This window comes from Streptomyces sp. 3N207 (assembly GCF_052246355.1).
Lineage (GTDB): Bacteria > Actinomycetota > Actinomycetes > Streptomycetales > Streptomycetaceae > Streptomyces.
Genome location: NZ_JBQQBV010000005.1, coordinates 181,242 through 203,014, shown reverse-complemented (window position 1 = coordinate 203,014; position 21,773 = coordinate 181,242). Strand labels below are relative to the sequence as shown.

Genomic DNA, 21,773 nt, shown 5'->3' with positions numbered 1-21,773 from the left:
CAGTCAGGACGTGACGGCCATCTGACGGTGGCGGGCGGTTCTCGCCGCCCGTCACCACTTCCATGGCATTCCTCGGCCCTCGGTCAGCGCAGGAGGCTGTGCTGTCCGAGGAAGTCGGGCGATGCCGTTGACTTGGCCCCGGTGACCCGACGGAAGGAACCGACAAGCATCAGCGTCGGGCGCTCGTATGCGCGGCGCATCTCGCTCACCTCCTTTCCCTTTCCGTTGTCGACGGATCGCGGCAGTGCCGCATCGGAGGAACTGCCCCGGCACGCCGGTGACGAGACAGCGCGGCACGGGCGTGCGAGGTGGGCCGGAATCGAAGTACGACCGTCACAAGAGCGCTGTGTGCATCGACGCATCACTTCCGTATGACCATGACGAGTGTGTTTGCACGGCTGCCGGGATGCCTCCGGCCGCGAAGGGAAGTTCTCGCGTCATCCGCATGCAAGAGGAGGAGGGTGGGAGCCGGTGGGCGACAGCACGTACGCCGTTCAGGCACGCGGGCTGGGCAAGACGTACGCGGGAAGGGGCAGCGGCGGCGTACCGGTCGAGGCGGTGCGTGGGGTGGATCTGGAAGTCGCCCCCGGTGAGACCTTCGGGTTCCTGGGACCCAACGGTGCGGGAAAGACCACCACCATCGCCATGCTGTGCGCACTGGCCGTCCCCACCGCGGGCCGCGCGTGGGTGCACGGCGCCGAAGTGGCGACCGAGGCCCGGCTCGTACGGCAGCGTGTGGGGTACCTCTTCCAGACGAGCTCGCTGGACGACGGCATGACGGCGCAGCAGAACCTCTACGTGCACGCGCGCCTGTACGGGCTTTCCCGGCGGTACGCACGCCGACGCGTGGCCCGCCTGCTGGAGCTCGCCGAAGTGACGGAGCGGGCCCGGCAGCCGGTACGCACCTACTCCGGGGGCATGCGGCGCCGGCTGGAGATCGCGCGGGGGCTGCTGCACCAGCCCCGGGTGCTGTTCCTGGACGAGCCCACCGTAGGACTGGATCCGCACGCCCGGGTCCAGATCTGGGAACACCTCAACTCGCTCCGCGCGGGCCGGCGCACCACGCTGTTCGTCACCACGCACTACCTGGAAGAGGCCGAGCACTGCGATCGCATCGCCATCATCGACGCCGGCCGCATCGTGGTCTCCGGAACCCCGGACCGGCTGAAGGCGGCCATCGGGCGGGACCAACTGCACCTGCGGACAAGCGACAACGCCGCGGTGTGGGAGGTGGCGCGGGACACCCCGGAGCTGCGCGGAGCGCTCACCGTCCGCGGCATACCGGACGGCCGGTATGCCCTTGGGTACCCTCGCCCGCCCGAGGCCCCGCAGCCGACCGAAAGCGAGGGCGTCACCCTGCGCGTCCGTGAAGCGAGTGCCTGGCTCCCGCGGCTGTGCGGAGCCCTCGCTCGGCGGGGCGTCACCGTGTACGCCGCCGCGGCGACACCGCCGACGCTGGACGATGTCTTCTTCCACCACACGGGCCGCAACATCGGCGTGCGCTCCGCCGAAGCTCCGGCCGCGTGCGGAAGTGAGGAGCGACCATGAGCACCGAGCCCGCCTCCCGCACTCCCGCGTCCGGTACTCCCACTGCCCACACATCCGCTGCCGGCACCCGGGCCGGTGAGGGCTTCGAACCCGCCGGGTCCGTTGCCGCCCCGGATCCCGTGCCCGGTTCAGCGCTGCGCCGCGAACTGCGGGCGGCGCACGCCCTGGTGTACCGGGAGTGTCTGCGGCTGCTGTCCCTGCGCGTCCATACGGTGCTCATCGTGCTGGAACCCGCGCTGTACCTGGTGGCGCTCGGGAGCGGGCTCTCCGCTCTGATTCCGTCCCACACCGTGGGCGGCGACTACAAGACGTTCCTCTTCCCGGGCATGCTCGCACTCACCGTGCAGGCTCCCGCCATGTCCGTGGGCATCCGCCTCATCATGGACCGGGAGAGCGGCTATCTGCGCGAGACGCTCATGGCGCCGGTGCGCCGCTCGACGCTGCTGTGCGGACACTGCCTGGGCGGCACGCTGATGGCCACGGCCCAGGGCTGCATGCTGCTGTTGGTCTCCGGCGCGGTCGGCGTGCCCTACCGGCCGCTGTTGTTCTTCCTGCTGACCGTGGGCATGGTGCTGACCGCCTTCGCCTACACCACACTCACCCTGGCACTGGCGGTGCACCTCCGCACCGTCGAGACCTTCAACACGCTGCTCGGGGCGGTAGGGATGCCGTTGCTCTTCCTCTCCGGTGTCTTCTTCCCTCTCACCGCACTTCCGCAGTGGATGACCGTGGTCGCCTCGCTGAATCCGCTGTCCTACGCCGTCGACGCGATGCGCCGCTGCATCGCCGGCCAGGTGCCCGGACTGGCCGCGCCCGGGGGCCTGGAGTGGGCGGGCCGGCAGCCCCCCGTCCTCCTGGAATGGGGCCTCCTGGCGGCGGTGGGGGCCGGCGCACTCGGCTGGGCGGCGTACCGGTTCGGCCGCCGGGAATAGCGGGAGGGCTGTCAGGCTTCGATGCCCGCCGCTCGCAGTCGGGCCCGGACCGCCTCCCAGGCCGGATCTGCGGGTGGTGGGGTGTCCGTACCGGTTCCGGCGTCCTTGAAGCCGCTGGATGTGGAGATGCACACCACTGGCCCGTCGAAGCCCACGCCGTCCTCGCCGTCTGCGGTCTCCGGCAGGGTACGCAGTCCCGCCAGGCCCGCCGCTGCGGAAAGCTCCACCCACATGCCCTGCCCAGCGAGTTCGGCCTGCGCACGGCGCATCGCCGGGTCGTCGACGAGCAGGGCACGGCCGTTGCTGTTCCTGACGGCGAGTACGCCTCGGTAGCTGTTCACCCGGCAGTCGATGCCGTACGCGTCCGTGCCGCCCACCTCGACCCGGGTGGCGGGCACATCCGCGTGCAGTGCCGCCGCCAGCGGCCCGCCTGCTGCGGGCTCGCATGCGAACAGGCGCGGAGTGCGGTCGGTCAGGCCCAGCCGGTGCAGCTCGTCGAAGCCCTTCCATACGCCGAACAACAGCTCGCCGTAACCGGTCGGCACGAACACGGCTTTGGGCACGCCGAGTTCGGCCGCGATCTCGTACGCGACCGTCTTGTAGCCCTCGGGGCCGAAGGCATGGCCCGTATGGAACCTGGTCAGATTGCTGACCGGATGGAAGCCGAACTCCTCGGCGATACGCTCGGTCAGCGGCCACCGGTCCTCGACGGGAACGGGCAGCACCACGGCCCCGTACGCGGCGAGGAACGAGCCGACGGCAGGCGGCAGTCCCCTCGAGGTGAGCACCACGCAGCGCAGTCCGGCCCGTGCCGCGTACGCCGCGGCGGAGGGCTCCGTGGTTGCCCGACGACGCCACCACGACGCCGGGTGCCCCGACAGCCGAGGCGGCGCTGACAGCGCAGCGGTTGAGCCGGTCCTTGTGGCTCCATGTGGGGTTACGCGACTCGTCCTTGATGTACACCCCGTCGCCGATCTCCACCAGCGGGGTGCCGCCTTCGCCCAGGCCCGGCGCGGCGAGCGGCGGCAGCAACGGCGCCCAGCGGTCCAGCCCGGAGCCGCGCGGGGCCGGTGCGGTCAAGAAGCCGTCGGGCACGCGCGCGTAGTCGTAGTCCACCTCCACCGGGTACGTCATGCCGTCCGAACTCGGGCGCGGGCAGCCGCGCGTCAGCGGCGGCCACAGCGGACAGCGGATCTCCGGATCACCCAGGGAGCGTTGGCCGACGGCCAGCGAGGCGGTGGTGGTCATGATCCGGAGCCTAACGCGGGTGAATGAAGACGCGCCGCTTCCGCCCTGTCCAGGAGACCGGTGCCGACCGGACAGCAGCTGCGGGTGTGTCACTCGGGCGCGTACGGCTCCCAGCAGGCGAGGACGTCCTCCCACTCGCCGCACTCCTGCGCGGCACCGCGCCATACGCCGAGCCGCCGGTACTCCGTGGCGACGTCCCGCAGCCAGACCGTGGCGTCGGGCACCCATCCGGCGAGCATGGTGCAGCCGTCGTGGACGGGCTGGGCCAGGCCGCAGGACGACAGATAGCCGCCGACGGTGACATGCACCCCGTCGTAGTGCTCGGCCACGGCCTCCCAGTCGGGCAGGTACCAGGGGCCGTCCACGTCGCCCCAGTCGCGCCACTCCCCGTTGTGGGTCCCCGACACGTCGCGGGGGAAGCGGGACACGAGGTCCAGCCAGTCGTGGGGGCGCCCGATCTCCGCAACCCGGGCCCGTTCGCCGACGGTGAGGCTGCCGACGGTTGCCGTGGACTCCTCGAAGGGCGCGAACGTGTCGATGAAGTGGCCCAGTTCGAGCGCGGGCAGTCCACCCCGCGGGCCGGTGGTCCAAGTGCCCGTCGCGAAGTCCGGGGCCGACCACCAGGTCGCGCCGAGGCTGCGCTCGCCGGGACGCGGGAGCCGGCGCCGCCCCTTCTCGTTGGCGGAGCGCTCGCGTGCCATATCGCGCCGCACGGCCTCCTCGACGCCGGCCAGCCCTCCCCCGTCGCCGTTGCCCGCCCATATCAACTGCCGCTGGTCCGAGCGGTCGACCGGGTCCCACCACCAGGAGGCCGCCGGTGACGCGACGAGCGCCGCAGCGACCGGCCGCAGTTCCTCGGCCGCGAGCGCGGTGAGGCCCCACAGCACCGTGTCGCCGCCACCGAAACCGAACCCCTCGGTGACCCCGGACAGTTGCTCCATCAGCTCGGCTTCGGACAGCTCCCCCAGGCCGCGCCACTCCCCCCGGCCGACGGCGTCCCGCAGTGCGGCCCGCACCTCTCCGGCGGGTACGTCGCGCCAGTCCCTGCGCTTGCGCCGGCGGACGGTACGGCTACGGGGCTCGGAACCCGGCCCGTCGTCCTCGACGACGAACATCAACGTCCCCGGTACGTCCCCCAGACCGAGCTCGGCGAACAGGGTGTGGTCCAGGGCGAAATCGACGAACGTGCCCAGGAAGTCCCGCCCCAGCGGCGCACCCAGCAGCAGGTCCGTGCGCTCGGCAAGGGTCTGTTCGGCGGTTTTCCGGTCCACGTCGTCCACGGCACCACCTTAGGGACGCTCTGGAGCACACCGCGAACGGAATTTCCCGGCCGTCCACGCCGTCACCCGGCGAGTCCACGCCCCGCGTAGTAGTGGGTGAGCACCGCCTCGGCGCCGGAGCCCTGGGCCGTGACGATGCGCTGGTGGCGGGCCGAGCGGAGGTCGCCCGCGACGAGGATCCGCGGATGCTGGGCCGCGGGCGGACAGTAGCCGTCCGGACCGGACACGAGATCACCGTCGAGCAGCGCCGGGCCGGAACCGATGTTGCCGAACAGCGCGTGCGTCATGACCTCGCGGACCCCGCCGTCGGTACGTCGCGCCACAACTCGGAAACGGTCTTCCTCCGGGGTGACGGTGATGTGTTCGACCTCTGACAGCCGCACCCTGCTGTCGTCCGCCACCTCCGCCGTCTTGTAGGCGTCGCCCGGTGGATGCAGTACGTCGAGGCGTACGGCGGCGTCCGGATGGGCACGCAGCCAGGTGCCGAGCGGACGGTCCGCGCCGAGCACCACCGCCAAACCCCCATGTCCGACAGCCGCGGACTCGGCGTTCCCGCCTTCGCCGCCCTCCGGCCCGGCGCCCCCAGACCGCACGCCCGCATCCCCGGGGCTCCCAGGTCCGGCCGCCTCGACCGTCCCGGACCCGATGTCCTCGGGCCTCGCGCGCCACAGCGGCGGCGGGCACAGCTCCTCCGGCGCGTTGATCCACGTCACGTGCTCAGGCGTCAGCGGTGTGACGCCGGTGGCCACCACCACGGCGCCCGCGGCGAGGGTACGGCCGTCGGCCAGTACCGTGTCGGCCCGGTCCTCGTACGCGTGCACCCGGACGGCGCGCGCGCCGACGAACGTGCACCGGTCGGCGTCGCGCAGCCGCGCGACGTCCGCGGCCAGCGCGTCCGCGAGCGCTGCACCGTCCGACCAGCCTCCCGGAACGTTCTCCAGCGCGCCGATCTCCCATGGCTTCCCGCCGACCCGGTCGGCCTCGACCAGAATCGTGCGCAGGCCGAGGCTTGCCGCCATCAGCACCGCCGCGACGCCCGCCGGTCCTCCACCGACGACGACCAGCTCCGCCTCCACGCGCGACTCCCCTGACATCCGACCACTGACCTCCGGCCACCACGTGCCCCCTTCCCGGGCGTGCCGGGGCTCCACGATCGCACCGCTGACGCCGCCGCCCCGCCCCCGGCCCGCTCGCGCGTCGCGGCCGAGGGGCCGAGGGGCTGAGGGGCCGAGCCGCTGCCGGCCCCCGCCCGCGGCCCGCCGACGGCGTCTGACGGTCCCCGGCCATATGGGTGCGCAGCCGCGGGAGAGACAATGAGGTGTGATCGAGAACGACCCGTATCTATGGCTGGAAGAGATCGAGGGCGACGCCGCGCTCGCCTGGGTGGCTGAGCGGAACGCGGAGACACAGGCGGAGCTGACCGCCGATCCCGGGTTCGAGGAGCTGCGGAAGGAGGCGCGGGAAGTACTGAGCGACCCCGCACGCATTCCGTACGTCGTACGACGCGGCCCGCACCTGTACAACTTCTGGCGCGACGCCGCCCGCCTCAGGGGGGTGTGGCGGCGCACCACCCTCGACGAGTACCGCCGCCCCGGCCCGCGCTGGGAGACGGTGCTCGACGTGGACGCGCTGGCCGCCGCGGAGGACGTGCCCTGGGTGTGGTCGGGCGCCTCGGTGCTGCGGCCCGGCCACAAGCGGGCGCTGGTGAAGCTGTCCCGGGACGGGGCTGATGCCGTGGTCGTGCGGGAGTACGACATGGAGGGGCGCTCGTTCGTGGCGGACGGCGAGGACGGCTTCCAGCTGCCCGAGGCCAAGAGCTCCGTCAGCTGGATCGACGAGGACCAGCTCTTCGTGGGTACCGACACCGGTCCCGGTTCGCTCACCACCTCCGGCTATCCCCGCACGGTGCGGCGCTGGCGCCGCGGTACGCCGCTCGCCGAGGCGCCGGTCGTCTTCGAAGGGCGGGAAGAGGACGTGTCCGTCGCCGCCTGGCACGATCCGGCTCCCGGATTCGAGCGGGATCTGGCCGTCCGGCACCGGGACTTCTGGCACAGCGAGTACTTCCTGCTCAGGCCCGATGCACCGGCGGTACGGATCGAGGTGCCCGACGACGCGGAGGCCACCGTGCACCGGGAGTGGCTGCTGGTCCAGTTGCGCTCCCGCTGGCTGGACCGGCCCGCCGGAGCGCTGCTGGCCTTCGCCTTCGAGGACTTCCTCCGTGGCGATCGGGAACACCAGGTGCTGTTCATGCCCGATGAGCACACCGTCCTCGAAAGCTATGCCACCACGCGCCGCCGCGTGGTCCTGGAGACCCTCACCGATGTCTCCTCGCGGCTGCATCTGCTCACTCCGAACACCGGCGGCGGCTGGTCGCGCAGCCCGCTCGGCGAGGTGCCGCCGCTGTCCACGGCGACGGTGACCGCGACAGCGCCTGATGAGGAGGACGAGAACGCGGAGGAGGTCCTGTTCGACGTCAGCGGATTCCTCCAGCCCGCCACCCTGCGCCGCGCCGTGGCCGACGTACCGGGCGACCTGGAGACGCTGAAGCAGGCGCCGGACCGCTTCGCCGCCGAGGGACTCGCCGTCCAGCAGCACTTCGCCCTCTCGGCGGACGGGACCCGGGTCCCGTACTTCGTCGTCGGGCCGGAGCGGCAGGAGGGGCCGGCCCCCACGCTGCTGTACGCCTACGGCGGGTTCGAGGTGTCCCTCACCCCGTCCTACTCCGCCGTGACCGGCAGGGCGTGGCTCCAGCGCGGTGGCAGCTATGTGGTGGCGAACATCCGCGGCGGCGGCGAGTACGGTCCCGCTTGGCACCGCGCGGCGCTCGGCTCCGGGCGGGACCGGGCCTTCGACGACTTCGCGGCCGTCGCCCGGGATCTGACCGCGCGGGGCATCACCGCACCGGGCCGGCTCGGTATCGCCGGCGGCAGCAACGGCGGTCTGCTGATGGGTGTCATGCTCACCCGCTGCCCCGAACTCTTCGGCGCTGTCGTCGCCGAGGTTCCGCTGCTGGACATGCTCCGCTTCCACCGGCTGCTCGCGGGTTCGTCCTGGATCGCCGAGTACGGCGATCCCGAGGACCCCGACGACCGTGCCCAGCTGCTCCGCTGGTCGCCGTACCACAACGTGCACGCCGGACTCGCCTGCCCGCCGCTGCTGCTGACGACCTCGACCCGCGACGACCGCGTCCATCCGGGCCATGCCCGGAAGATGGCCGCCCGCTTGCGCGAACTGGCGCTGCCCGTCCGGTACTTCGAGAACACCGGCGGCGGGCACGCCGGTGCCGCCGATCACGAGCAGGCCGCGTTCGTCGAAGCGCTGATCCACACCTTCCTCTGGCGGACCCTGAGCGACGAGGGCCGGGTGCCGCTCACCTAGGACTTGTCCGGCGCCGGGCAGGGGCACCCCCTCACCAGAACGGGAGAGGGGGCAGCCGAGATGGGCGGTCAGGGCCCCGCGACGGGTAGCGCTGTCCGGGGCTTCCGCTGCCCAGGCGGCGGAGCCGTCGGGGCGCACCAGGAGTGTGGTGCGGCGGTCACTCGCCCAGTGCTCGACGGTCAGCCTGTCGGTGCAGCCGGCCGGGGTCTCGTACGTTTCCGTCTTCGGGGTGCAGGTCGGCGGCGACGGCCTCGGTCAGCTCCGGATCGTCGACGGTTCCGAGGGCGAAGTTGCCCGGCGGGACGAGCCGGTGGCCGACTCGATCTTGGTACGCCTCGGCAAGTAACACGCTCTCGCCCAGCGAGAGTTGACATTCCCTTTGGTCTAGTCCAACTATGGTGGGGCGCAAGGCAGCGGAGGGGCGGGTGTGGCACGCGTTCCGTTTTCCAGGCGGGCGCGGGCTCACTTCACCGCGCCTCCGAAGCCCCCACCACGAGAGCCGGCCCCGCCACCCCGCGCCGCAACCCGGACGCGAGCGGCGCCCCTGCCGGCCGCGCGACCCATCGCGCGCACCCACACATCCACCGTCGGTACAGCACCCGCACATCCACCGTTCGCACAGACTGCCGCTCCCCCGGCCCGGGGCGACAGTGAGCATCTGGAGCACCACATGGCGACGTCTGACCGCTATCTCCATCGAGCCGCAACGAACATCCCCTACTTCAGCGCGGACGGCGACACGTATCTGTCCCGGACGCCACTACGTGAGCTCCGCAAGACCCGCCCGCTGCGCGTGCTGTCGGAGGAGCAGTTCTCCTTCTGGCAGAGCTACGGGTACGTCATCGTCAAGGAGGCGATTCCGGCGTCCGCCGCCCGGCGTCTGCTGGACTTCGCCTGGGAGTTCCAAGGGCTTGCCCCCGACCGCCCCGAGACCTGGTACGAGGAGCGTGAGTTCCGCTCCGACCTCGAACGGGAGCTCCACATCTACGGCTTCGTCGAGGCGTACCACCACCAGCTCATCTGGGACAGCCGCCAGACACCGCGGGTGTACGACGCCTTCGTCGACGTATGGGACTGCGAAGAGCTGTGGGTCACCCTGGACCGGCTCAACCTCAACCCGCCCAACATCCGCAACCGCGACCGGGCCCTGATCGAGTACCGGGAGCGCGGCTTCGACATCGAACTGCACTGGGACATCGACACCTCGCTCGGCGTACCGCCCCAGCGGGTCCAGGGCATCCTCGCCCTCAACGACAGCGAACCGGAACGGGGAGGCTTCCAGTGCTGCCCCGAACTGTTCCGGCGGTTCGACCGGTGGAAGGCGCTCCAGCCGGACGACCGCGACCCGATCCGGCCCGCGATCGACCGGGACGAGCTGCCCGTCGTACAGCCCGAGCTGGAAGCCGGTGATCTGCTCATCTGGAACGGTCTGCTGGCGCACGGGGTGGCGCCCAACACCTCCGAGAACGGGGTGCGTTCGGTCCAGTACCTGTCCATGATGCCCGCACTGGAGATGCACCGGACGCTGCGGCAGTCGCGGATCGACTCCTGGCGCCACCTCAGCACTCCGGAGTGGAACGCCACGCTGATCGGTGACAGCAGGATGCATGAGTTTCTGCGGTACGGCCCCGCCGAACTCACCGAACTCGGCGCCAGGCTGCTGGGCCTGGAGTCCTGGGACACGGAGTCCTGGCACGGGGAGGGCGCCCCAACCGGCGCCGAAGCGGACGCGGTCGAGGCCACCGGGGAAGAGACATGCGCAGTATCTGCCTGACCCTCCCCACCAACAGGCCCTGTGCGGCGACGATAGCCGCCGTCGGCGAGGAAGCGGCCTACGCAGCCGCGCACTTTGACAACGATGTCCACCTGCTGATCCTCGACTCCTGCGCGCCACCTGTTTTCGCCGAGCACGCTGAGGCAGTCCGGCGCCTGCCCGCCTCGCCGCGCCTCACGGTGCACCACCTCGACGAGGCGCAGCAGCGGGACTTCCTGCGGCGGGTGACCGACCGCACCGGAAGCGCCAAGCCGGAACTGCTGCGCGACCTGCTGCTTCCGGAGGGCCTCTCCTACGGGGCCTGCACCAACCGTGCCTTCCTGATCGCGACCGCGCTCGGCTGCGAGTCGGTGCACCGCAGGGACTCCGACAGCCGGTACCAGAGGGTGGACGGCCGCCCGGTCTTCCCCGTCCACCACGAGCTGATGTCCCTCGGCAAGCGTGCCGCCGACGCCGCGCCCGGCGTCGGTGAGGCGGCGCTGGCGGCGGAGCTCATGGACCGCCGGGTCGCGATGGTGGGCAGCTCGTTCATCGGCGAACTGTCCGTGGACATCGGCGAGATCCTGGCCATCGACCCGAAGGTCTACCACGACGTCGTCAGCCTCTGGGCACCCGCGGGCTGGTCCGCCAAACAGAAACGGGAGCTGGTGGACGAGTCGTTCCGCGGCGCGGGTACGCAGCCGTTCGAGCGGGACCACTCGGTGCTGACGGTGGTCGACCCGATGCGGGTGGACATGTGCAACATCAGCTTCCATGGCGTGTACGAACGGGTGCCGCTGCCGCCCGCGCGGGACACCATCGGCAGCGACTACTTCCTGTTCCACCTGCTCCACGCCGCCGAGCTGCCCGGTGTCCTGCACAACCGGAACATAGTCAACTACTACACAGCCGAGCGCAGAACCGGCCCGGGCTTCATGGCCTACCAGAGGCGCTTCGCCAAGTTCCTGCTGTCGATGCGCTACTTCCACTTCGTCTACGACAGGTTGGCCGGGGCCGGCGACTCGCTGCTGGACGACCAAGGGCAGCCACGCGCATCCGCCGTCGCCGCGTACGCCAGGGAAGCCACCGGGCTCGACCGGCGGGAGAACGTCCAGCGGCTCGACGCCCTGGACACCGCCTATCGGCGGCTGGGCGGCCGGTACACCGCCTTCGCCGACCAGCTGGCCGCTCACCGGGAGCGTCTGCTGGACGAGGCCCGCAGCGACGTCGAGGACTTCGCGCTGCTGACCGAGGCATGGGCCGAGCTGATGGCCGCGGCCCGGAACACCCCCCTGGGCCCGCCTTCCGGCCGGGTGAGCGGGCGATGAGCGCAGGCGCAGGGACGGCGCCGCGGCCGGGCATCGAGGCCGCGGCGGGCATCGCAGGCATCACGGGCGTCAAGAGCGGCCCGGGGCTCAACGCGCCCCTCGCCGAGGCCCTCGCCGGGGCGGCCGGGGACCGGCTCGTCCTCGACCTGGCGGGCGTCGAGGAGCGCTACGAGGCGCTGGGCCGGGAACTGCCCGGAGTCCGGGTCCGGTTCGCGATGAAGGCGTGCCCGGTGGACGAGGTGCTCGCCGCCCTGGCGCGCAAGGGCGCCGGAATCGACGCGGCGAGCCCGGGCGAGGCGGAACAGGCGCTGCGGGCGGGGGTGCCGGCCCGCCGGATGCACTACGGCAACACCGTCAAGTCCGACCGGGACATCGCCGCTGCCCACCGGCTCGGCATCCGGGACTTCGCGACCGACAGCCTGGAGGACGTGGCGGCCATCGCCGCCCATGCCCCCGGGTCCCGGGTCTTCTGCCGGGTGACGACCGGCGGGACCGGTGCCGTATGGGGCCTCCGCGACAAGTTCGGCTGTCCGCCTGCCGAGGCCGTACGGGTGCTGGAGCGGGCCCGGGTGGCCGGGCTGGTGCCCTCGGGGCTGTCCGTGCACGTGGGCTCCCAGCAGATGGCGCCCGAGGCGTGGCACGGCGCGCTGGAGAGCCTGGGCGATGTCCTGCACGCCCTGGTCCGCCGCGGAATACGGCCGGACCACGTCAACCTCGGCGGCGGCCTGCCCGCGCTCGGGTATCTCGACCGGCGCGGAGAGCCCCTCGATCCACCCCTGGACAAGATCTTTACGGTGATCCGGGAGGGGATGGCCGGCCTGCGCCGGATTCTGGGCGGCGGCCTGGCGTTCATCGTCGAGCCGGGGCGGCATCTCGTCGCCGACCACGGGGCGATCCGGGCGCACGTCGCCCGTCTCGCGGAGCGCACGAAGCCGAACGGCGAGCGGCAGCACTGGCTGTATCTGAGCTGCGGCAAGTTCAACGGGCTGTACGAGATGGACGCGTTGCAGTACCGGCTGGTGTTTCCGGGGCACGCCGGGGGCGAGTACGTCCCGGCCGTGCTCGCGGGCCCCACGTGCGACAGCGACGACGCCTACTCCCCCGACCACGCCCTGGTCCCGGTGCCCAGGGCGCTGGTGTCGGGCGACCCGGTCTGGGTGCTGTCCTGCGGCGCGTACGCGCTCAGCTATACGACCCGCGGGTTCAACGGCATCGCGCCGCTTCCGTACCTCACGGCGGGAGCGCGCGGTGGTCCGGCCATGGGTGGGGACGGCCGCGATGGGTGAAGTCGTCCGGACTGAGGAAGCCGTTCGCACGAAAGCCGTTCGTATATGTCCGTATGAGTCTGTTCGCATCCGCGGCATCGTCGAGGGCGACTGGGACGCCATCGTGGAGCTGGAGCGGGACGCCTACGCCGGACTGGGTCTGTCGGAGGGGCGGGCCGCACTGCAGTCCCGGGCGTACGCGTCACCGGGCACATGCTTCACGCTGGACGTCGGCTCCCGGGCGGCGGGCTACGTGCTGGCGCTGCCCTATCCGGCGTTCAGCTGTCCGGACCTGGAGAGGACGGAGCACACTGCCGCCCTTCCGGCGGGCAATCTGCATCTGCACGACATCGTGGTCGCCCGGCCCCTGCGTCGCCGGGGACTGGCGCGGCTCCTCCTGCACCACCTCACCCGTACCGCACGGGCGCGCGGGGACGAGCGGATCTCCCTGGTCGCCGTCGGCGGCAGCGACCGGTTCTGGTCGGCGCGCGGGTTCGTCGCGCACCCGAAAGTCCTTCCCTCGGGCAGCGGTTACGGCACAGACGCGGTGTACATGTCCAAGCCGGTGCTCTCCGGCCCGGGCGGACGGCCCGGTCCGGGAAGCGCGACCCGGCGCGGTCCGTTCTTGCAGCACGAAGTGAGCTGATCCAGTGTTCCCTGTCCGCGATCTCCCCACCCGCAGCGCCTACTTCCGCAGCCAGTCGGCCATCGCGGCGCTGTTCTGCTCCCTCGGGTTACAGTACGCCACCTGGGCCGCACGGATACCGGCCATCAAGGAAGACCTCGGCCTGACCGCCGCGGAGGTGGGAGTGCTGCTGATGGCGGCGGGGGTCGGCGCCGCGGCGTCGTTCCCGTTGGTGGCGATGCTGATGAGACGACTTGGCTCCCGGCGGCTCGCCGTGCTGTCCCAGCTGTGCCTGACGCTGCTGCTCCTCGCGCTGGCCGCGGCCACCAACTACCCCGCCGCCCTGCTGGTGATGTGCGTCGACGGGGTGTTCGTCGGGTGCCTGAACGTCGCCATGAACGCACAAGGAGCGGCGCTGGAGGCCGGCTACGGGCGGAACGCCATGGCGAGACTGCACGCGACCTTCAGCGGCGGTTCGCTGCTCGCGGCGCTGCTCGCCTCCGGTGTGAACGCGCTGACCCCTTCGGTCGGGGTGCACTTCGGGGCGGCGGTCGCCGTCCTGGTGCTGCTGGGCGCTTACGCACGGACCGGACTGCTCGCGGACGGCGTATCCGCCGAGGGGGCGGAGAAGCAGGCCCGTACCCGGTGGGCCGTGCCGTCGCGGGTGACGCTGTGGATGTGCTGCGCCATGGTGTTCGGCACCGTTGCCGAGGGCGCCATGAACGACTGGTCCACCCTCTATATGAGGGACATCGCGAAGGCGTCGGCCCAGATCGCGCCGCTGGGGATCGCCGTCGTCTCCGGAACGATGGTCCTCGCCCGCCTCTTCGCCGACGGCCGACGCAACCGCTGGGGCGACGGCCGGGTGGTCCTGCTGGGGAGCGCGCTCGCCGCCGCCGGGCTCGCCTGCGCCGTGGTGGGCGGCGGTGTGGTGACGGCCCTTCTCGGGTTCGCCTGCGTGGGACTGGGGATCGCTGCCGTCACCCCGTGCGTCTACGCGGCAGCGGCCCGAGAGGGCTCGGACGCGCTGACGCTGGTCGCCGCCATGGGAACGACCGGACTGCTGGCCGGGCCGCCGCTCATCGGCTTCGTCGCGAGCGCGAGCAACCTGGCCTGGGGGATGGCGGCCGTCGCCGCTTCGGCAGCCGTGGTGTCCCTGTGCAGCACCCGGATCCGGTGGACCCCGGTGGCCACCGCACCGCGCTGAGGACCTTTCAGGCAGGCCGCTGCCGGCAGCGGCGCCGGTAGTAGGAGACGGTGACTGCGCCGAGCAGCGGGCCCCAGAGGATCAGCGGCTGGTAGAGGATGCCGACGACGAGGTTCCCGGTGTCGGTCATGTCGTCGTGCGGATACATCCACCACCAGGGGACGCCGGCCCACAGCGCGATCAGTACAACCGCGCCGAGTGCGGCCGGGACGACGGCGGCCAGGGGGCGGACCGCGCGCCCGCCGATCAGCGGTATCCAGCGCGGCACGACCTCGCCCCACGGCCGTACCAGGCCGACCGTCAGGACCGCCAGCAACTCGCAGACGACGCTCAGCGTCAGCATCCAGACCTTCGCGCCGAACGACTGGAAGCCTGTGAAGCCCTCGTCCGTGTAGCCGGCCGGATATCCGAGAACCAAAGCGATGCGCCACAGCCCGCTCGGCAGCACGACCAGCGCGGTCGCATGTGCTGCCCAGACCGCCCAACGAGGCGCATCGGCGGCCGTACTTGAAGCTGTGGTGGTCGTCTGAGTGCTCATGCGCCTCATCCTGCTGGGATCTTCCTGCCATCCCGTCAGCCTGGGAGCTTGATCCGCTCTTCCTGGGGGATGACCGCAGGACCGGTCCCGCTCAGCCGTGGGGCGTAACCCTCAGGGAACGGGCAGCTCCGAGGTCCGCACTCCGGCGGGGTCGCCGACGACCGTGGCTGCTCGCTCGATCTTCATGAGCCGTCCACCGTCCGGCGGCTCCTGGATACGGTCATACAGGACCGGTCCCCTGCTCCCGGTCGAGCCGACCGCCGGTGGGGCGCAACAGGAGCAGGGCGATGTCGTCGCTGGGCGGGGTGTGCTGGACGGTGGGTGCGATGAGGGTGTCGGCGAGGTCTTCGAGGCTGCGATCGGTGGCGTCGGCGAGTTGCCGGGCCAGCGCCGAGGTGGACACGCCGATGTCGACTCCCGGGGCCTCGACGAGCCCGTCGGTGTAGAGGGCCAGGACGGAGCCGGGTTCGAGGGGGATGTCGGTCGTGGTGTAGTCGGCGTCGGCCTCGATACCGAGCAGCAGACCGGGCGGCAGGCCGAGGACCTCGGTGCGGCCGTCGGGGTGGCGCAGCAGCGGCGGAGGGTGTCCCGCGGAGGCGAGCCTGACCTCCTGCCGTGACAGGTCGAGATGCACGTACAGACAGCTGGTGAACAGGCCGGTGTCCAGGTCGATGAGGAGCCGGTTGGTGCGGGCGAGGATCTCGCCGGGGGGCGCGCCTGCGGTGGCGTGGGTGTGGACGGCGGTCCGCACCTGGCCCATGAGCGCTGCGGCAGTGGTGCTGTGCCCCTGGACGTCGCCGATGGCCGCGGCAGCATCGGTGCGGTCGCAGCGGATGAGGTCGTAGAAGTCGCCGCCGATGTCCAGCCCCCGTGCCGCGGGCAGGTAGCGGACGGCCACTTCCAGCGCCGGGACGGTGGCCAGGGTGTGCGGCAGCAGACCGGTCTGCAGACTGTGGGCCAGCTGCCGCTGGGTGTCGTAGAGGCGGGCCCGGTCCAGCGCCTGCGCGATCAGCCCGGCCAAGGAGGTGAGCAGGGCTCTTTCGGGAGGCATGAAGGCGTGGGGCTGCTCGTAGGCGAGCACGAGGGTGCCGATGGCGTGGCCGGACGCGGTCAGCGGCAGGAACGCCCAGGCGCCCATCTGATCCTGATGGACAGCGGGCGGATGGGCGCGCTGCAACTCTTCGAAGTTGGCGAAGAAGGCCGGGACGCCGGTCGAGACGACGCGCGCCGCAGGCGAGTCGGCGGAGATGGGCTCCGCGTCGAAGCAGGCCATCAGCTCGGCCCGGTAGCCGCGGTGGCCTGCGATGCGGAGGCGGCCGTCTTCCACGGTCATCAGGGCCAGCGCGTCGGGGCCGAAGGCGGGTACGAGCTGGTCGGCCACGAGTTCCACCACGTCGGTGACGCCCACCGCCTCGGTGAGGACAGCCGCCAGGTGGGTGAGGTGGTAGAGGGCTGCCGCACCTCTCGGTCGCTCGGCCTCGGACGGGCGTCGGTCGGAGGACGGGGGAGCCTGCTCGACCGCGGCGGGTGTGATGTGGACGCTCACACCGCTCTCGCCGGGGAACAGCCGGAACGACAGCCACGTATCAGGCGGTCGCCGAGCGGTGAAGGTGGTCGGCTGCCGGGCGACCATGGCTGCCCGGTACCGGTCCTCGAACACCGGGTCGTGCAGCCAGGGCAGCGACTCCCAGGGCCGGGTGCCCAGCAGCGTCTCCGCATCGGCTCCCACCAGGTCGGCGGCCGCCGAGTTGAGGAAGGCGATCCGGCCCTCGATGTTCAGCGAGCAGCACCCCTCCGGGAAGCGTTCGGCGAACTCGAAGGCCGCACTCGCCTGAGCCGGATCGGGCTCGCCGGACCCCCGCGGGTGCAGCAGCCGCGGCTCGTCCTGCGGCAGCAGCGGACGGCCACTGTCGGCGGCCTGCCGGAGGATGCGGGCCGCGTTACGGCTGCTGCCTCCCATGACGTGGCGTTCGCGGGGGCTCAGCCGCGGCGGATGTTCGGTCGGCCACAGCAGGACGATGCCGCCTCGTGCCACGCCGCCGCTGACGATCGGAGCCGCCGCCAGCCGGAACTCGTACGGCAGCACCAGGCCGATCCTGGGGTACCGGCGGGCCATCTCCTCCTGGCTGGCCAGCCATACGATCCGCTGCCGCCGCATCGCGACCGCAACGGGGATGGGGGCGTCCAGCGGGATCCGGGCCCACGGCGCCGCGATGCCGCGGGAGACCCCGGACAACACCGCGAGGCGGAGCACCCGTTCGCCGGGAGGCAGCAGATACATCAGGCCCACCGAGGCTCCGGTCGAGCCCATGACATCGGTCAGCACAGCATCCAGCTGCCCCCAGCCGGGGTCGTCCGAGCCGGCAGCCCGCGCCGTACCGCTCTCACCGTTCACGCCGCTCCCGAAGCTGGACCAAGGTGGGCCGCCGGCTGTCGGCAGCCCGACAGCCGGCGGCCGGCGGCCGTGCGCGGTGTGCCGCCCGCACCCGGCCGCCGAGGGCCATGTTCCGGTACGAACCCGCCGACACGGTGGCGGCACACCGACGGGCGGGCCGGGTGACGGCCGGCCGAGCCGGGAACGCGGTGCGAGCCGTGTCCGGGGCTCGGCCGAACGGGGGGCGTCACGGCGATCGCGCCGGGCCGCTTCCCACGGCGTAGGCGGACTGCTTCGCACGGCGTAGGCCCGCCCGCTTGCACGGCGTGGATCCGGACCGCTCTTCACGGCGAGCCCGGACCGCTGTGCACGGCGTACGCGGCGACGGGGCCGGGCGCGGGCGCGCTCCCATGCCGCGCTGGGGATCCCACATTCTCGGGCATGCCCGCCACGTCACAGCTGTTACGCCCGGTAACTTCCGGTCAATAACGGGCTTGTTGTTTCAGCCTGGGCCGAGCGAGCACGCGTACTGCTGTTCCACGTCCAACTGGACGTGCCCCACGAACACTTGGAGGCTCCACATGATCTCCCGGCCCAGACACCGCATCAGGCGTACGGTCACCCTGACCGCCTCCGTCCTGCTGGCCGGCGCGGTCACCGCGCCCGCGGCACAGGCCGCCCCGACGGGCCCGGCCGCGCCCGGCGAGGGCGGGCAGCCGCGGCACTGCACCCTCGACCTGAGCACCGGCGCCGAACGCTGCTACGCCAGCTTCACCGAGGCCGTCGACCACGCCAGCGGCGGGCACATCGACGACGCACCGGCCTCAGCGCGTACGGCGGTGCACGACAGCCGGTTCCGCGCGGAGGCCAGGTCGCCGGCGGCGGACGGCGACCGGCAGGCCGACAGCGTCATCCAGGGCACCTTCTTCGACGATCCCGGCTTCGGCGGGGACTCGCTGACCATCAGCGGCGAGGGCCTGTGCGAGAAGGACGGCTGGGTCGACTACCAGCACAATCTGGAAGACGGCTGGAAGAACCGGATCTCCTCGGTTCAGCCGTGGGGGAACTGCTGGGTCTGGCTCTATCCGGAGCCCGACCTCGGCGGGGACCGGGACGGCCCGTTCAAGGAGAACACCTCCGACATCGGTGCCTTGATGAACGACCGCACCCAGTCCATCGGCTTCAGCTGACGCCGCACACCGGCGCCACTTCACCAACCCCCCACCTCCTGTGAGGAGAACCCCCCATGAACCAACGCGTCAGGTGGTCCGTCCTGCTGGCCGCCCTCGTGACCGCGAGCAGTGCCGCGCTCACCCCCGGCGTGGCGCAGGCCGACGACGACCCGCCCACCACGCGGGAGCTGCTCGACAAGTGCGACAACGGCACCGACGTCTGCGAATTCCACCCCGACGGACCGCCCCGTGACTCCATGGGCGAGGCCCACCAGGTGGGCGACAGCGCCTACAATTGCACGCAGGACCTCCAGCGCTCCTCCGTCGGCTGGTCCGACACCACCGGCGAGTCCAACAGCGTCGGGGTCTCGCTGAGCGCCGAGTACGGCTTCGCCGAGGCGTTCAAGGTCAGCATCGAGACCAACTACCAGCACACCTGGGAGAGTTCCCACACCGAGACGGACCAGACGAACATCGACGTCCGGCCGGGCGAGGTCGGCTGGGTGACACGCGAGGCGCAGCTGCAGACCGTCAGCGGGAAGTACGAGCTGCACTTCCCCGACCGGTTCCACGGCCACTACATCTGGTACGTGCCGTTCGAGGCCACCGGCCCCAAGCCGGACGCGCCGAGCACCAAGACCCAGCACACACGTGCGATGACCGAGGACGAGAAAGCCCAGCACTGCGGCTGACACCACGGCCGAGGAGCCACCGCGCTCCGCCCCTGCCGGACTCGGCAGCCCGAGGCATCTCCCGGACGAAGCCGGAGGGTGAGCCCGGCAGGGGCGCTGGGGAGGGGCCGGAATGTGTGACGTACCGCAGCACGAGTGGTCTTCCGGGTGTGGCTGCCTGGTCGCCGGCCGGCGGAGGTAACCGTCGGTCATGACCGATCCCGAGCACTACGCGCTGGCCATGAGGGGCGAACCGGCACCCGGGCACTCCGTACCGCCGGCAGAGCTGCGGCCGGGGGTGGCTCGTGCTGCCGCCGCGCCGGACGAGGACGCCCTTGCGCCGACCCGCCCCTCGGCCCTTTTCACTCCCGGCTCCGGCACGCCCGGCGCACCGTAGGAGCCGGGCGAACGCGAGCACCACGTTGTGCCCTCCGAAGCCGCAGGAGTTGCTGACCGCCGGCCCGGAGCGGACCACGGAGTGGTCACGGGCGGCCGTACCAAAAGGGGAGACGGCGAAATCTCCCTGCCCGGGGAACAGCTGGACGGCGACCTCGGGAGACGGCGGCCGCGGGAGGGGCACACCGCTGGATTCCATGCGGCCGGTGACCGCGGTGGAGCGGCGCCATTTTTTGGACTTTTTTGGAAACGGACCCCGCAGCCTGCCTCTCCTCGGGCAGCCGGTTCTGGCGGGCCCCCTGTGACGTGCGGCGCAGCGGTGCACCTCGCCGGCCTGTGCACTGGTGTTGTCGACGGAACGGCCTCACCGGACGCACGGGCAACGCCGGTCCGTGGCACCCCCGTGCGTAGAGTCCGGAAATGCCCCCGGTCCAGGCGGAAAGGGTTCCGACCGGGTATGCCTCCACCGAAGCACAAGCAGAGGCGCGATGCTGACCGGTTCCGGTCACCTAGGCGTGAACGCGTTGAAAGCCCCGGACCTGCGTGACCGGGCGGAGTGAGCCAGGAGACTCCCATGAGCCCTCGCAGTCCGAACCGGCAACTTGCCGCGCTGCTCGCGGAGTCCGGGTGGAGCGCCGGTGAACTGGCCCGCGCGGTCAACGCCCTGGGGACCAAGTACGGCCTGCGGCTGCGCTACGACCGGACGGCTGTCGCCCACTGGCTGGAGGGGTCCCGGCCCCGCCCGCCGGTTCCCGGCCTTGTGGCCCAGGTGTTCGGGCGGCGCCTAGGCCGCGCCGTACCCCTCGGCGAGACGGGGCTGGAAAGCACCACCGCTGCCGGGACCTCGACCGACGCGGTGCTGAGAACCGGCGACCTGGTGGAACGGCTGTCCGCGCTGTGCGACGCCGATGCGGACCCCGCCCGGCGACTGGCTCTCAACCAGGAGATGCTCACCGCCGTCGACAGCCGGCTGCCCGCCTGGGCGCCTGCGACCGGGCCGCAGACCGACCGGCCGGTCGGTGTGGCGCAGGGCGGGACTCCGTACGCCGACGCGCGCCTGGCGGACATGGTCACCGTCTTCGCCGACCTGGCCGAGAAGTACGGTGGCGCACATGCGCGTTCGGCGCTGGGCGCCTACATCGCCGACGACGTCACCCCGCGTCTGGTGCCGGCCCCGGACGGTGAGGCGGCCGATCCCACGGTGCTGACCGGCAGCGCCTGCCTGATGCATCTGCTGGGCACGATGGCTGCCGATGCGGGGCTGCCGAACCTCGGCTACCACTGCTACCGGTCAGCGCTCGACCTGGCGCACCGGGCGGACGACCGGAACATCTACGCGATCACCCTGCGCACCATGGCAGTGCTCGCCCTGCGCCGGGACGACATGGCACGCGCCCGGCAGTGGACGCAGGCGGCCTTGGAGGTGGCGGCTCCCACCGCGACCTCCCACGTGCGGTGCTATCTCCATGCGGGGCGCGCGGTGGTGCGGGCAGCCGCCGGGGAGCGCAATGCGGCACTCGCGGATCTGCTGGCCGCCGAGCGCTCCCACGAAGCGGAATCCGACGCCGTCGCCGCACCTCTCGGCCCCTTCACGCGGTATCCGCCGGCCGGGTTCCAATATCAGCGCGGGGAAGTCCTGCTGTCACTGGGCGACCGGGCCGAAGCCGTCGCCGCCTTCCGGGAATCGCTGGCCGTACGCCCGCCCGCCCACCACATCGCACTCGTCCTCACCCACGCGCGGCTGGCCGAGACCTTGCTCGCCCTCGGCGAGCTGGAGGCCGCGCTGGACCAGTGCCGGCAGCTGTTCGTGCACTACCCGCACACCGCCTCCCGCCGTACCACCGCGGCTCTGACCACCGTCCGCCGCTCCCTCGCGCCCTACCGCCGGCACCCACAGGCCCGCGAGGTCCGTGGTCACATCGTCCACCTGACGCGGCACACCTCGGCCGCTGCTCTCTGAGGGCCGGACGCACTGACATGTGCGAGGCCCAGGCAGGCGGAGGCCCGATTACCTAGGGCGAAGGTGCGGTGGAAGGCGGGACCTTGTTCCGATGCCCA

General features: G+C 71.8%; 18 protein-coding genes and 1 pseudogene. 13 read left to right on the top strand and 6 right to left on the bottom strand.

Features of this window, described 5'->3' with window-relative positions; all coding sequences use genetic code 11:
- Positions 1 to 83: 83 nt before the first annotated feature.
- On the bottom strand, positions 84 to 200 hold the full coding sequence (locus tag ACTWP9_RS10475; protein WP_443245763.1) for a keywimysin-related RiPP: 117 nt from the start codon (positions 198 to 200) through the stop codon (positions 84 to 86).
- Positions 201 to 471: 271 nt separating this feature from the next.
- Between ACTWP9_RS10475 and ACTWP9_RS10470 the strand changes: the two genes are divergently transcribed.
- Positions 472 to 1,548 carry an ATP-binding cassette domain-containing protein gene (locus ACTWP9_RS10470; protein WP_443245762.1) on the top strand — a complete coding sequence of 359 codons (1,077 nt, stop codon included), beginning with the start codon at positions 472 to 474 and terminating at the stop codon, positions 1,546 to 1,548.
- On the top strand, positions 1,545 to 2,480 hold the full coding sequence (locus ACTWP9_RS10465) for an ABC transporter permease (RefSeq protein ID WP_443245761.1): 936 nt from the start codon (positions 1,545 to 1,547) through the stop codon (positions 2,478 to 2,480). The genes ACTWP9_RS10470 and ACTWP9_RS10465 overlap by 4 nt, the downstream gene beginning before the upstream one ends.
- Before the next feature lie 11 nt (positions 2,481 to 2,491).
- Here the strand turns inward: ACTWP9_RS10465 and ACTWP9_RS10460 are convergent.
- The 3 genes and pseudogenes from ACTWP9_RS10460 to ACTWP9_RS10450 all read right to left on the bottom strand — a co-directional run bounded on the left by ACTWP9_RS10460 (position 2,492) and on the right by ACTWP9_RS10450 (position 6,084).
- Positions 2,492 to 3,728, bottom strand: a pseudogene (locus ACTWP9_RS10460) (threonine synthase).
- A gap of 89 nt (positions 3,729 to 3,817) precedes the next feature.
- The gene (locus ACTWP9_RS10455) at positions 3,818 to 5,008 is read right to left on the bottom strand and encodes a hypothetical protein (protein WP_443245760.1); all 1,191 of its coding nucleotides are present in this window, start codon (positions 5,006 to 5,008) and stop codon (positions 3,818 to 3,820) included.
- A gap of 62 nt (positions 5,009 to 5,070) precedes the next feature.
- On the bottom strand, positions 5,071 to 6,084 hold the full coding sequence (locus ACTWP9_RS10450) for an FAD-dependent oxidoreductase (protein ID WP_443245759.1): 1,014 nt from the start codon (positions 6,082 to 6,084) through the stop codon (positions 5,071 to 5,073).
- 247 nt (positions 6,085 to 6,331) lie between these two features.
- Here ACTWP9_RS10450 and ACTWP9_RS10445 point away from each other — a divergent pair, with 247 nt between their 5' ends.
- From ACTWP9_RS10445 to ACTWP9_RS10415, 7 genes are all read left to right on the top strand, one after another.
- Positions 6,332 to 8,386 (top strand): prolyl oligopeptidase family serine peptidase, encoded by a 2,055-nt coding sequence (locus ACTWP9_RS10445; protein ID WP_443245952.1) that lies wholly within the window; start codon positions 6,332 to 6,334, stop codon positions 8,384 to 8,386.
- Positions 8,387 to 8,534: 148 nt separating this feature from the next.
- Complete coding sequence (locus ACTWP9_RS10440; RefSeq protein ID WP_443245758.1) at positions 8,535 to 8,732, top strand: hypothetical protein; 198 nt, start codon at positions 8,535 to 8,537, stop codon at positions 8,730 to 8,732.
- A 324-nt stretch (positions 8,733 to 9,056) separates the two neighbouring features.
- Positions 9,057 to 10,160, top strand: a complete 1,104-nt coding sequence (locus ACTWP9_RS10435; RefSeq protein ID WP_443245757.1) for a phytanoyl-CoA dioxygenase family protein — start codon at positions 9,057 to 9,059, stop codon at positions 10,158 to 10,160.
- A complete protein-coding gene (locus tag ACTWP9_RS10430) occupies positions 10,142 to 11,467 on the top strand; it encodes a DUF6271 family protein (protein ID WP_443245756.1) in 1,326 nt (441 codons plus the stop codon). The genes ACTWP9_RS10435 and ACTWP9_RS10430 overlap by 19 nt, the downstream gene beginning before the upstream one ends.
- Positions 11,464 to 12,753 carry a type III PLP-dependent enzyme gene (locus ACTWP9_RS10425; protein WP_443245755.1) on the top strand — a complete coding sequence of 430 codons (1,290 nt, stop codon included), beginning with the start codon at positions 11,464 to 11,466 and terminating at the stop codon, positions 12,751 to 12,753. Before ACTWP9_RS10430 ends, ACTWP9_RS10425 begins: the two co-directional genes overlap by 4 nt.
- On the top strand, positions 12,746 to 13,378 hold the full coding sequence (locus ACTWP9_RS10420; protein WP_443245754.1) for a GNAT family N-acetyltransferase: 633 nt from the start codon (positions 12,746 to 12,748) through the stop codon (positions 13,376 to 13,378). The genes ACTWP9_RS10425 and ACTWP9_RS10420 overlap by 8 nt, the downstream gene beginning before the upstream one ends.
- A gap of 4 nt (positions 13,379 to 13,382) precedes the next feature.
- Positions 13,383 to 14,564 (top strand): MFS transporter, encoded by a 1,182-nt coding sequence (locus ACTWP9_RS10415; RefSeq protein ID WP_443245753.1) that lies wholly within the window; start codon positions 13,383 to 13,385, stop codon positions 14,562 to 14,564.
- Between the two features lie 7 nt (positions 14,565 to 14,571).
- On the opposite strand, the gene ACTWP9_RS10410 is transcribed toward ACTWP9_RS10415, so the two are convergent.
- Complete coding sequence (locus ACTWP9_RS10410; RefSeq protein WP_443245752.1) at positions 14,572 to 15,111, bottom strand: hypothetical protein; 540 nt, start codon at positions 15,109 to 15,111, stop codon at positions 14,572 to 14,574.
- A gap of 211 nt (positions 15,112 to 15,322) precedes the next feature.
- On the bottom strand, positions 15,323 to 17,413 hold the full coding sequence (locus tag ACTWP9_RS10405) for a SpoIIE family protein phosphatase (protein ID WP_443245951.1): 2,091 nt from the start codon (positions 17,411 to 17,413) through the stop codon (positions 15,323 to 15,325).
- Positions 17,414 to 18,057: 644 nt separating this feature from the next.
- Between ACTWP9_RS10405 and ACTWP9_RS10400 the strand changes: the two genes are divergently transcribed.
- The 4 genes from ACTWP9_RS10400 to ACTWP9_RS10385 all read left to right on the top strand — a co-directional run bounded on the left by ACTWP9_RS10400 (position 18,058) and on the right by ACTWP9_RS10385 (position 21,675).
- Complete coding sequence (locus tag ACTWP9_RS10400; RefSeq protein WP_443245751.1) at positions 18,058 to 18,666, top strand: hypothetical protein; 609 nt, start codon at positions 18,058 to 18,060, stop codon at positions 18,664 to 18,666.
- 56 nt (positions 18,667 to 18,722) lie between these two features.
- On the top strand, positions 18,723 to 19,340 hold the full coding sequence (locus tag ACTWP9_RS10395) for a hypothetical protein (protein WP_443245750.1): 618 nt from the start codon (positions 18,723 to 18,725) through the stop codon (positions 19,338 to 19,340).
- Positions 19,341 to 19,530: 190 nt separating this feature from the next.
- The gene (locus ACTWP9_RS10390; RefSeq protein ID WP_443245749.1) at positions 19,531 to 19,716 is read left to right on the top strand and encodes a hypothetical protein; all 186 of its coding nucleotides are present in this window, start codon (positions 19,531 to 19,533) and stop codon (positions 19,714 to 19,716) included.
- Positions 19,717 to 20,289: 573 nt separating this feature from the next.
- Positions 20,290 to 21,675: a hypothetical protein gene (locus tag ACTWP9_RS10385; RefSeq protein ID WP_443245748.1), complete on the top strand. Its 1,386-nt coding sequence runs from the start codon at positions 20,290 to 20,292 to the stop codon at positions 21,673 to 21,675.
- The last annotated feature ends 98 nt before the right edge of the window (positions 21,676 to 21,773 follow it).